The 11,783-nt window shown below is 60.4% G+C and carries 14 protein-coding genes; all 14 read left to right on the top strand.

The window, feature by feature from the left end; translation table 11 throughout:
• Positions 1-214 precede the first annotated feature (214 nt).
• Positions 215-964, top strand: coding sequence for an electron transfer flavoprotein subunit beta/FixA family protein (locus BM026_RS19685; protein ID WP_071491449.1), 750 nt, complete (start codon positions 215-217; stop codon positions 962-964).
• A gap of 2 nt (positions 965-966) precedes the next feature.
• Complete coding sequence (locus BM026_RS19680; RefSeq protein ID WP_058427425.1) at positions 967-1,896, top strand: electron transfer flavoprotein subunit alpha/FixB family protein; 930 nt, start codon at positions 967-969, stop codon at positions 1,894-1,896.
• A 73-nt stretch (positions 1,897-1,969) separates the two neighbouring features.
• Complete coding sequence (locus tag BM026_RS19675; protein WP_092242591.1) at positions 1,970-2,785, top strand: substrate-binding periplasmic protein; 816 nt, start codon at positions 1,970-1,972, stop codon at positions 2,783-2,785.
• 9 nt (positions 2,786-2,794) lie between these two features.
• Positions 2,795-3,157, top strand: a complete 363-nt coding sequence (locus BM026_RS19670; protein ID WP_092242594.1) for a DUF4398 domain-containing protein — start codon at positions 2,795-2,797, stop codon at positions 3,155-3,157.
• On the top strand, positions 3,154-3,969 hold the full coding sequence (locus BM026_RS19665; RefSeq protein ID WP_093514574.1) for an OmpA family protein: 816 nt from the start codon (positions 3,154-3,156) through the stop codon (positions 3,967-3,969). Before BM026_RS19670 ends, BM026_RS19665 begins: the two co-directional genes overlap by 4 nt.
• A 250-nt stretch (positions 3,970-4,219) precedes the next feature.
• Positions 4,220-5,659, top strand: coding sequence for an aminotransferase-like domain-containing protein (locus BM026_RS19660; protein ID WP_015885400.1), 1,440 nt, complete (start codon positions 4,220-4,222; stop codon positions 5,657-5,659).
• A gap of 104 nt (positions 5,660-5,763) precedes the next feature.
• Complete coding sequence (locus BM026_RS19655) at positions 5,764-6,249, top strand: translation initiation factor 2 (protein WP_093529789.1); 486 nt, start codon at positions 5,764-5,766, stop codon at positions 6,247-6,249.
• A gap of 162 nt (positions 6,250-6,411) precedes the next feature.
• Positions 6,412-6,666 (top strand): YkgJ family cysteine cluster protein, encoded by a 255-nt coding sequence (locus BM026_RS19650; RefSeq protein WP_071491547.1) that lies wholly within the window; start codon positions 6,412-6,414, stop codon positions 6,664-6,666.
• Between the two features lie 41 nt (positions 6,667-6,707).
• A complete protein-coding gene (locus BM026_RS19645; RefSeq protein WP_092242602.1) occupies positions 6,708-7,313 on the top strand; it encodes an START domain-containing protein in 606 nt (201 codons plus the stop codon).
• Between the two features lie 103 nt (positions 7,314-7,416).
• Entirely contained in the window at positions 7,417-7,653 is a 237-nt protein-coding gene (locus BM026_RS19640) for a hypothetical protein (RefSeq protein ID WP_092242608.1), read from the top strand.
• Positions 7,654-7,865: 212 nt separating this feature from the next.
• Positions 7,866-8,207, top strand: a complete 342-nt coding sequence (locus BM026_RS19635) for a ribonuclease E inhibitor RraB (RefSeq protein ID WP_058427416.1) — start codon at positions 7,866-7,868, stop codon at positions 8,205-8,207.
• A 403-nt stretch (positions 8,208-8,610) separates the two neighbouring features.
• On the top strand, positions 8,611-10,020 hold the full coding sequence (locus BM026_RS19630; protein ID WP_093529787.1) for a circularly permuted type 2 ATP-grasp protein: 1,410 nt from the start codon (positions 8,611-8,613) through the stop codon (positions 10,018-10,020).
• Between the two features lie 4 nt (positions 10,021-10,024).
• Positions 10,025-10,975 (top strand): alpha-E domain-containing protein, encoded by a 951-nt coding sequence (locus BM026_RS19625; protein ID WP_071491441.1) that lies wholly within the window; start codon positions 10,025-10,027, stop codon positions 10,973-10,975.
• The gene (locus tag BM026_RS19620) at positions 10,972-11,775 is read left to right on the top strand and encodes a transglutaminase family protein (RefSeq protein WP_092242614.1); all 804 of its coding nucleotides are present in this window, start codon (positions 10,972-10,974) and stop codon (positions 11,773-11,775) included. Before BM026_RS19625 ends, BM026_RS19620 begins: the two co-directional genes overlap by 4 nt.
• Positions 11,776-11,783: the final 8 nt, after the last annotated feature.

Genomic DNA, 11,783 nt, shown 5'->3' with positions numbered 1-11,783 from the left:
AAAAGCAAGACAGGTGACGCGTGCCCAACCATTGGCGCGCAGTTTACACGCTGCGATAAAGAATGACCTCTCAGTCACCCCTGACGAACGGTCATCATTTCCCGTGAGCAAGTTCGCCGCCTGCGTTTTTGGAGGTGCCCTTGTGTGCCGATGAGCATCAACCGCCAGGTTCGCCTAGGCGACTTTCTTTTCACCGGAGAGTAACGAGGAATCCATGAAGGTTCTTGTAGCTGTCAAACGCGTTGTCGATTACAACGTGAAAGTTCGCGTCAAGGCGGACAATTCCGGCGTCGACCTCGCTAACGTCAAGATGTCGATGAACCCGTTCTGCGAAATCGCCGTGGAAGAAGCCGTACGCCTGAAAGAGAAAGGCGTGGCGACTGAAATCGTCGTGGTTTCCATCGGTCCTGCCACTGCTCAAGAGCAGCTGCGTACCGCCCTGGCACTGGGCGCCGACCGAGCCATCCTGGTCGAGTCCGCTGAAGAGCTGACCTCCCTCGCCGTGGCCAAGCTGCTCAAAGCCGTTGTCGACAAGGAACAGCCTCAGCTGGTTATCCTCGGCAAACAGGCCATCGACAGCGACAACAACCAGACTGGGCAGATGCTGGCTGCGCTGACCGGTTACGGCCAGGGTACCTTCGCCTCCAAAGTCGAAGTGAGCGGCGACAGCGTGGCTGTCACCCGTGAAATCGACGGCGGCGCGCAGACCGTTTCTTTGAAACTGCCGGCCATCGTCACCACCGACCTGCGTTTGAACGAGCCGCGCTACGCGTCCCTGCCAAACATCATGAAAGCCAAGAAGAAGCCGCTTGAGTCGCTGACTCCGGAAGCTTTGGGCGTTTCCACCGCTTCCACCAACAAGACCGTCAAAGTTGAAGCACCGGCTGCACGCAGCGCGGGCATCAAGGTCAAGTCGGTGGCTGAACTGGTCGAGAAACTGAAAAACGAAGCGAAGGTAATCTAACCATGACTATCTTGGTAATCGCAGAACACGACAACAAAGTGCTGGCCCCGGCCACCCTGAACACCGTGGCTGCCGCTGCGAAAATCGGTGGTGATATCCACGTATTGGTTGCGGGCCAGGGCGCTGGCGCGGTGGCTGAAGCCGCTGCGAAAGTCGCTGGCGTGAGCAAAGTACTGGTCGCCGACAACGCGGCCTACGCTCACCAACTGCCGGAAAACGTTGCGCCTCTGGTTGCAGAGCTTGGCGCTGGCTACAGCCACATCCTGGCTGCCGCCACCTCCAACGGCAAAAACATCCTGCCACGCGTTGCCGCGCAGCTGGACGTTGACCAGATCTCCGAGATCATCTCGGTCGAAAGCGCAGACACCTTCAAGCGCCCGATCTATGCCGGTAACGCTATCGCTACCGTACAGTCCAATGCTTCGGTCAAAGTCATCACCGTGCGTGCCACCGGTTTCGACCCGGTTGCCGCTGAAGGTGGTTCGGCTGCCGTTGAAGCCGTCGCCGCTGCCCACGACGCTGGCACCTCAAGCTTTGTAGGCGAAGAGCTGGCCAAGTCGGACCGTCCTGAGCTGACCGCTGCCAAGATCGTCGTTTCGGGCGGCCGTGGCATGCAGAACGGTGACAACTTCAAGCACCTGTACGCCCTGGCCGACAAGCTGGGCGCTGCGGTCGGCGCTTCCCGCGCGGCCGTCGACGCAGGTTTCGTACCCAACGACATGCAGGTCGGCCAGACCGGCAAGATCGTTGCGCCACAGCTGTACATCGCCGTCGGTATCTCTGGCGCGATCCAGCACTTGGCCGGTATGAAGGACTCCAAAGTGATCGTTGCGATCAACAAGGACGAAGAAGCACCGATCTTCCAGGTGGCTGATTACGGCCTGGTGGCGGACTTGTTCGAAGCCGTCCCTGAGTTGGAGAAGCTGGTCTAATCCAGTCGCTTCACTTATAAAGAGCCCGGTCCTAGTGACCGGGCTTTTTTTTGACTTGCTGGAGACACACGCCATGGAATTGCGCCCCTGGGCTGTACTGCTGGGCCTCACACTGCTGCCGAGCCTGGCGCTGGCCGCCGGCAAATGCGACCGCCTGGTGATCACCGGCAGCCCGGACGCGCCGCCCCTGCTCTGGCGTGACCCGCAAGACCCCACGCGCCTGATCGGCGCCACCGCCGACGTGCTGCAACAGGTGGGCAAGGACCTCGGGTTGAAAATCGACCTGCTCTATGGCGGTAAACGCTCGCTGGCCCTGGATGAGGTGCGCAGCGGGCGCATGGATATCCTCGCCGATGCGCCGCTGAACCTGGGCGAGCTGGAAACCCTTGACTACATCCACCCGGCCCTGGTGCAGCTCGACTATCTGGTGTGGACGCGCAAGGATTCAGCGCTGGTCTACACCACGGCGGCCGACCTGCACGGGCACAAAGGCGCGGTGTCGGAACGTGCGCGCTTGAGTGCCGCCTTCGAGACCTTCGCCGGCCAGCAATTGAGCCTGCAACGCCTGGCGTCCCTGACGCCGGCGTTCCAGAAGCTGCTGCTGGGAGAGGTCGACTATGTCCTCGCCGGACGCTATTCCGGCATGGCGATGGCGCAGACCCTGGGCATGAGCAACGACCTGATCGCCCGCGACGTGCCCGTCGATCAGCCGGGCCTGTACCTGGCGATTTCCCACAACTCGGCCTGCAACGATCCGTGGTTGCGCGGACAGCTCGCCAAAAAGATGACAGAATTGCCCGGGTCTGGTGTGACGGAAGCCGCGTTGCAGCGCAATCTGGAACGTTGGAAAGCACAATTGCAACAACCCGTCGGCACCCCAACAAAGTAGGGATTTTCAGTGACTCTTCGACCTCTTTTCGCGGCCCTCGCCGTTGTCGCTCTGGCGGGATGTGCAGCTGATCCTGCGCCGAATGAACAAATTCGCCTCACCCAGCAAGCCCTGGAGCAAGCCAGCGCCGTTGGCGCCAACCCTGATGAATCGCCCGAACTGAAACTGGCCGAAGAGAAATTCGCCCGGGCCAAGTCGAGCATGGCTGACCAGTCCTACAAAAATGCACGCATGCGCTTTGAGCAAGCCGAGTTGGACGCGCGGCTCGCAGAAGCCAAAGTGTTGACCCGCAAGAGCCAGGAGCAGTTAAACGTGCTCAACACCCGCATCACTCGCCTGCGCAAGCAACTGCAGTTGGGGGACGCCCAATGAGCCCGATGATCCGTGGTTTGAGCTGTGCGCTGCTGTTGGGCACTGCTGTATTGGGCGGTTGTGCCAGCCATCCCGACAGCGAACAGGCCCTGCAACAGGCCGGGAATGATTTCCAGAAGGTCAAGGAAGACGCCAATGTGTTGCGCTTTGCACCCAAGGACGTGATCCGCGCCGGTGAGTCCCTGGCCCGTGCCGACCGCATGTCCAGCTACTGGGGCAGCGGTGCCGACGTGGTGCATTACGCCTATTTGAGCCAGCGCTATAGCGCCATTGCCCGCGAACACACCGAACAGGCGCTCAACCAGGAGCGCGGCGCCAAGCTCGAACTGGAGCGCCAGCGCCTGCAACTGGCCTTGCGCGAAAGCAAGCTGAGCAGCGTGCAGCAGCAGGGCAAATGGCTTGAAGAACAGATCGCCAGCCTGACCACCACCCAGACCGATCGTGGCCTGGTGATGACCCTGGGCGATGTGCTGTTCGACACCGGTGACGCCGAGCTGAAGAACTCGGCCAACCGTACAGTGCTCAAGATCGTGCAGTTCTTGCAACTGAACCCCAAGCGTGTGGTGCGTATCGAGGGCTACGCCGATAACACCGGCGGCGAGCAGGAAAACCTCAAGCTGTCCCGCGACCGCGCGCAGTCGGTGGCTGATGTGCTGGTCGACCTGGGCATCGACGAAAAACGCATCCAGGTGGAAGGGTATGGCGACCAGTACCCGGTGGAGGCCAATGCCTCCGAGCGGGGCAGGGCACAGAACCGTCGCGTTGAAATCGTCTTCTCTGACGAAAAAGGCCAACTGGGCGCTGCCCGATAGTAGCCTGGAGCAGCTCTGAATGTGGGAGGGGGCTTGCCCCCGATAGCGGTGCATCAGTCAGCAAATCTGTCGCTGACCCACCGTCATCGGGGGCAAGCCCCCTCCCACATTTTTTGGTGTGCACCCTCACAGTTTTTACTGTCACTACAACGCGCGCTCGACTATTGTGGCAACTGTCCCCGTACACTTCTAAACTGTGCCGGTATGTTTCACACAAAAATAAAATACCCGTGAAATCGAGTGCTGCGTCATGACCAATCTGTTGCTTTACCAACGTATCGCCCAGCAACTGGCTGAAGATATCCGGCGCGGTGTCTATCAACCGGGCGAGCGCGTGCCTTCGGTGCGCAAGATGAGTTCGCAGTTGAACGTCAGCCACGCGACGGTGTTGCAGGCCTATGCCAACCTGGAAGACCAGGGACTGATCCGGGCGCGGCCACAGTCCGGTTATTACGTGCACCAGACGCCAGCACTCACGGCGCCGACGCCGGATATTGCACGGGTCGAGCGCCCTGGGTTGGTCACCCGCAGCAGCATCATTCAACAGGTATTGGGCGAGTCGCGTCGCGAGGGAGTGTTTCCGTTGGGCGCCGCGGTGCCGAGCGTGGACTACCTGCCTGTACGCGCGCTGCACCAGCAACTGGCCAAGGTCACGCGCTTCCAGAGCCCACGGGCGTTCAGCTACATGTTCAGCCCCGGTTTCGAACCGCTGCGCCGCCAAGTGGCGATCCGCATGCGCGATGCGGGCGTGGTGGTGGACCCGTCCGAAGTGGTGATCACCCACGGTTGTGTCGACGCGTTGCAGATGTCCCTGCGGGTGCTGACGCGGCCAGGCGACCTGATAGCCGCTGAATCGCCGACCTATTACGGTTTGCTGCAACTGGCCGATCTGTTGGGCCTCAAGGTCATCGAGATTCCCAGCGACCCGTCCACCGGCATGAGCCTGGAGGCCCTGCAGCTGGCGGCCAACCAATGGTCGATCAAGGCCCTGGTGCTGACCACGCGCCTGAGCAACCCGCTGGGCGGCACGATGCCCGAGGAACGACAGAAACAGTTACTGCGCCTGGCCTCGGACTTCGACATCCAGATTGTCGAGGACGATATCTACGGCGAGCTGATGTTCGAACTGGGCCGCACCAAGGCGCTGAAAGCCTATGACCGCCTGGATCGGGTCATCTATTGTTCGAGCTTTTCCAAGACGCTGTCCCCCGGTGTGCGCATTGGCTGGATGATCGCCGGCAAGTACCAGCAGGAGATCCAGCGCCTGCAGATGTTCAGCACCCACTCCGCGTGCAGTGTCACACAGATGGGCGTTGCGGCTTACCTGGAAAATGGCGGCTACGACCGGCATCTGCGTTACATCCGCCAGGAGTACCGCAAGAACCTCAGCGCCTTTCAACTGGCCGTGCAGCAGTATTTCCCGGAAGGCACTCAGATGACCCGTCCGACGGGCGGCTTCATCCTGTGGGTCAGTTTGCCTGGAAGGGTCAATACCCAGGAACTGCACGTGCGCGCACTGCAACAGGGCATCAGTATTGCGCCGGGGCTGATCTTCAGTAACACGGAGCAGTTCAATCACTGTATTCGCCTCAACTGCGGCACCCCGTGGAACCGCGAGGCAGAGCGGGCGCTGATGACGTTGGGGATGCTGGCCAGCCAGTTATGCCAGGAAACGGCAGCAGGACTGTGACGCTCGGAAAGGGGACAAATCCTATAGCGCGCTGATCACCGTGCTTGTCATGCCGCGCACAACAAGCGAGCATATGGCCCTCTGCCGTTAATGCTGTAGGCGATATGACCTGTATTTTTCGCGCTGTTCTGGTAATTGGCCTGTTAAGCCTGTGCAACGTCGGCACAGCGCTGGCGGCAGCCCCTGTGAGCGAAACCAAGCCCGCCGCCAGTAACGAGCAGAAGACCCCCGCGAAAAAACCGGCTCCCGAAAAAAAAGCGCCAGCGGTGAAGAAACCCACCGCCGCCGCCAAAAAACGTGCAGCCAGCAAGTCCAAGGCATCTCGCGAAGTGACGCAGACACAATTGCCACCGGCACAGTTGGACCTGTCCTTGCCGTCGGATATGGTCAGGCACTTGCAGCCTATCGGCACCATGCCCAAACCCAAAAGTGTGCCCTTGCTGCCGCCAATGTTCGGTGAGAAGCCCGCCGACAACAGCGCCTTCCAGATCAACGGCCGCCTGCTCAGCAACGAAATGCAGCTGCAACTGCGCAACGAAGAACGACGCGAAGTGGAAGGCGCCGCGCTGGAGTTCGAGTTCAAGCAGTAAACTTTTCCCGCAAACGTGACGCGTGCCCTCGACCATCTGTCGCAGACTGGTCAGTCACTTTTGTTTTCTGCGAAAAACCCCTGTTAACCCATTTTAAAACGGCTGTTTTAGGGCGTACTCTAGCCCCGCCATCCACATTGAGTCGTCGAGGACCTGCTGGTCATGAATTGCCGTGAAGGCTGTGGCGCTTGCTGCATCGCCCCCTCCATCAGTTCGCCATTACCGGGCATGCCACAAGGCAAGCCCGCCGGCGAACGCTGTTTGCACCTGTCGGTCGAACAACTATGCCTGCTGTTCGGCCAGCCGGAGCGACCGGCGGTGTGCAGTGATTTCAAGGCAGATCTCGAGGTCTGCGGCACCGATCAGGCCGATGCGATCCGCTTGATCGGCTGGTGGGAGCAGATGACGGCGGCTTGATGGGCTTTACTATCGGAACTTCAACAATAAGGAATACAACAATGGGTTCGCTGAAACGAATGGCTGTGTTGTGCGGTTTTACAGTGTTGTTTGCTGCCACTGCCCAGGCTGAGGATTGGCAAGTCGCCAAGGACGAAGACGGTATCAAGGTGTCCCTGAGCGAAATTGCCGGCTCCAAGTACAAAGCGTATCGCGGGGTCACCACGATCAAGGCGCCGGTGGCCAAGATTGTCGCGCTGCAGGAAGACGTTGCCGGTGCGTGCGCCTGGATCCACGAATGCAAGTCCCAGAAACTGGTCGACAAGAAGGGCGACGAGATCTGGACCTACACCCGATTCAAAGCGCCGTTCCCTGTGACGGACCGCGACTCCTACCTGCATATCACCACGACCAAGGCCGCCGATGGCACGTTGACTCGTAAACTTGAAGGTGTCCCCACCTACAAGCCTGAAGAAAAAGGCTACGTGCGCGTCGCCCAGGTCGACGGCTTCTGGAAACTGGTGCCCAAAGGCGACAACCTGACCGAAGTCACCTACCAGGTGCACACCGAGCCAGGCGGCAGCGTGCCCTCGTGGTTGGCCAACAAGTTTGTGGTGGACGCCCCGTTCAACACCTTGAAAGCCTTGAAACAACACGCAGAAAAATAACTGCAGTTGATCCGGTGCCTCCGGCCTTGAGTGGAACGTTTGTCCAGCGCTCAAGGTCCAGATACGTGTAAGCCCACACATGGGTTTTATCGAGGAGGCACCGATGCAAACGTGGCAAATTACCTTCGTTGATGATCACGGCGTGCAGTCCGTGGAGCAGTTCACCTGCGAACACAAGCCCAGCCTCGAAGACGCTGCGCACATGATTCGCAACAAGCTGGTGCCCGTCGCCGCCAAACTGAACCTCAATGACCTGGAGGGCCGCAAGCCCGAGCCGACGGTCAAGATTCTCAAAGACCAGAACAGTATCCAGATCCTCGACATCTCTCCCGCCGCCTGAACATTCCCTGTAAGCCATCCAAGCGCCTCTGGTGGAGGTGATAGCTTCGCGCTACTCTGCAAACGAGATCAGCGAATGAATCGCTAGTTCTGGTCTTGTCAGCTACATGCTTGTTTTCCAGCGGTGATGTTGTTGCCGTAGTCCCCACGCCATTGCGGCGTGGGCTTCGGGAAGCACGGAAAGTCTATCCATCAATTCGAGGAGCACTTTTCATGAGCACAGCCTATCAAGAAGACATCAGCACCAACGTTCTGCGCCGCATGAAAGAAGGCGGCTTCGACTTTTCGCGTTTTCACCCCATCGAGTTCTACGCCATTTTCCCGGATGAGGAACGGGCGCGCAGGGCTGCGGGTGAGTTTCGCGGGGAATCCCTGAATGCCCAGGTGAGTGCGCGCGACGATGGCGCCTGGTACCTGGAACTGAGCAAAGTCATGTTTGCGACCTACGACGGCATAGGAGACTTCGAGCAAGACTTCGGGGCGGTGGTCGAGCCGCTGGGTGGGATCATCGAAGGATGGGGCGTGAAGCAGGAGGTGCGTGGGTTACCCATGTAGCGGCTTAAAGTATGAGAAACGCAGCGTATCGGCTGACCTTTGGGTCGGCCGATTTTGTTTGTGAGGTGGGAAAATTACTCGGAACTTGCGCGCTATTTTTACGCACCAAAAAAAAGGCCACCCATGAGGGTGGCTTAAAGGGAAGAGCGGAGCGCTGAAGGCAGTTCAGCAGATGGGGCCGATTATCCGCAGCCTGCGCCGGGCAGTGAAATCAACTCTGACTATGCTGTTGATAGTCAAAGCCCGCATTGCGATGAAGCGTCGGGCAGTGCACCGGGCATTCTGCGCACCAGGACGGTGCGAGCAGATTGCGTGGTTAATTCAACTCACTGATTTCTAAGTGTTTATGCCGCTGGCACGGGCCTTGCGACGGTTCTTTCGCCCGGGTGACAAGGAGTTCGGCATGATCCGCACTTATTACGATGAAATGTACGATGGGGCAGGCCAGGTCCGACCGCATTACCGCGAGTTCGCCCACTGGCTGGCCGAAACCCCGCCTGAACTGCTGGCCCAGCGCCGGCGCGAAGCCGATTTGCTGTTTCACCGCGCCGGGATCACCTTCACCCTCTACGGGGACGAGCAGGGCACCGAGCGCCTGATTCCCTTCGACACCATCCCGCGCAGCATTCCCGCCAGCGAGTGGCGGATTGTCGAGCGCGGCTGCATCCAGCGGGTCAAGGCGCTGAACATGTTTCTCGCCGACCTGTATCACGAGCAACGCATCATCAAGGCCGGGATCATTCCTGCCGAACAGGTGCTGGCCAACGAGCAATACCAGTTGGCAATGCAGGGCCTGGACCTGCACCGCGATCTGTATTCCCACATCTCCGGCGTCGACCTCGTACGCGATGGAGACGGTACGTACTACGTGCTCGAAGACAACCTGCGTACGCCCAGCGGCGTCAGCTATATGCTTGAAGACCGCAAGATGATGATGCGCCTGTTCCCCGAACTGTTCGCTGCCCAGCGCATCGCGCCTATCGATCACTACCCCAACCTGTTGCTCGACACCCTGAAAAGCTCAAGCCCCCTGGATAACCCCAGCGTGGTGGTATTGACGCCGGGCCGCTTTAACAGCGCGTTCTTTGAGCATGCCTTTCTCGCCCGTGAGATGGGGGTGGAACTGGTGGAAGGCGCCGACCTGTTCGTGCGTGATGATCGCGTCTTCATGCGCACGACCGATGGGCCAAAGGCCGTGGACGTGATCTACCGTCGCCTCGACGATGCGTTTCTCGACCCCCTGGCCTTCAACCCGGACTCCATGCTCGGCGTGCCCGGCCTGCTCGCGGCTTATCGCTGCGGGAATGTGGTGCTGGCCAATGCCATCGGCACCGGGGTGGCGGATGACAAGTCGGTGTACCCCTTCGTCACCGAGATGATCCGTTTTTACCTGGATGAAGAACCGATCCTGAAGAATGTTCCGACCTTCCAGTGCCGTAAGCCCGACGAACTGTCCCACGTGCTCGCCAACCTGCCCGACCTGGTGGTGAAGGAGACCCAGGGCTCCGGCGGCTACGGCATGTTGGTAGGCCCGGCGTCCACGGCAGCGGAAATCGAAGCCTTCCGTGCGCGTATCAAGGCCAAGCCCCACGCTTATATCGCCCAGCCGACCCTGTGTTTATCCACCTGCCCGACCTTTGTCGAAAACGGCATTGCGCCGCGCCATATCGACCTGCGCCCATTTGTGTTGTCCGGCAAGGAGACCCGTGTAGTCCCCGGCGGCCTGACCCGCGTGGCCTTGCGCGAAGGCTCGCTGGTGGTCAACTCGTCCCAGGGCGGCGGCACCAAAGACACTTGGGTGGTCGAGGAATGATGCCATGTTGAGTAGAACTGCCTCGGATCTGTACTGGATGTCGCGCTACCTGGAGCGTGCCGAAAACCTCGCACGCATGCTCGACGTCAGCTACTCGCTGTCACTCATGCCCCAGGATGGGCGCGGCGATGGCCTGCATGAACTGGCCATGCCGTTGTTGATTACCGGCACCCTGGAGGATTACCACGAGCGTCACGGCCAATTGCACGCCGAACGGCTGTTGCACTTTTTTGCGCTGGACGCGGCCAACCCGGCCAGCATCTACAGTTGTCTCGGTGCGGCGCGGGCCAGCGCCCATGCCGTGCGTGGGCGAATTACCGCGGATATGTGGGAAAACATCAACGCCACCTGGCTGGATATTCGCGATATCGCCCAGCAGGGCCTCAGCCGTTATGGCATGAGCCGGTTCTGTGAGTGGGTCAAGGAACGCTCCCATCTGTTCCGTGGCGCCACCTACGGCACCATCATGCGCAACGACGCCTTCCGGTTTATCCGCCTGGGCACTTTTATCGAGCGCGCCGACAACACGCTGCGCCTGTTGGACGCCCGCTATGAAATGGCCGGTGACCGCGCCGAGCCTGTCACCGATGGCACGGCCCACGCCTACTATCAATGGAGTGCCTTGCTGCGCGCCTTGTCGTCGTTCGAGGCCTACACCGAGATTTATCGCGATGCGCCTGGCGCGCGGCAAGTCGCCGAGTTGCTGCTGTTGCGCGCCGATGTGCCACGCTCGTTGCGTGCCTGCAGTGAAGAGATCGACCAGATCCTCGCCAGCCTGCCCGGCATCAACGGCCGCCCGGCCCAGCGCCTGGCTGCCGAGATGGATGCGCGCCTGCGCTTTACCGCCATCGATGAAATCCTTGAGGAAGGCCTGCACGCCTGGCTGACCGACTTTATCCCTTTGGTCCGCCAGTTGGGCGACGCCATCTACAGTTCCTACCTGGAGGCGGCATGAGACTCTCCATCAGCCACGAAACCACCTACCACTATGAAGACCAGGTGCGCGCCAGCATCCAGTACCTGCGCCTCACGCCCCATGACAGCGAGCGCCAGCATGTGCTCAGTTGGCAACTCGACCTGCCGCGCCCGGTGCGTGCCCAGGTGGACCCGTTCGGTAACATCCTGCATGTGTTGACCCTGGATGAGCCCCACGACGCCATCATCATTGGCGCGCGTGGCCAGGTGGATATCGACGAGCTGCGTGAGGCCGAGCACGAGAGCCAATCGGCGTTCCCGTTCCTGCGGTGCACCCGCCTGACCGAACCTGATGACGCCTTGCGTGGTTTTGCCGAACAGCACTGCCGTCAACGGCGCGACCGCACGGCGTTGATCGACTTGATGCACGCGCTGAACCAGGCGATGGCCTACACACCTGGCGCGACCGAAGTCGACACCTGCGCCGCCCAGGCCTTCGCCGGCCGGGCGGGCGTGTGCCAGGACCACACCCACGCGTTCCTGGCCTGTGCGCGTAGCCTGGGCATTCCTGCGCGGTATGTGTCGGGGTATTTATACACCGAGGACAGCACGCACCTGGCCAGCCACGCCTGGGCCGAAGCCTGGCTGGATGACGCCTGGTACAGTTTTGACGTGACCAACCAACTGGCGCGCCCGGAGCGGCATTTGAAGCTGGCGGTGGGGCTGGATTACCTCGATGCTTGCCCGGTGCGCGGCATGCGCCGGGGCGGTGGGCATGAGCAAATGCATGCCAAGGTGTTCGTGGCGCCGACGCCGGTGATTTCCGTCCAGCAGCAATGATAGGGTCG

The sequence above is a fragment of the Pseudomonas sp. NFPP24 genome, from assembly GCF_900112095.1.
Taxonomy (GTDB): domain Bacteria; phylum Pseudomonadota; class Gammaproteobacteria; order Pseudomonadales; family Pseudomonadaceae; genus Aquipseudomonas; species Aquipseudomonas extremorientalis.
This window is presented reverse-complemented; position numbering and strand designations above follow the sequence as displayed.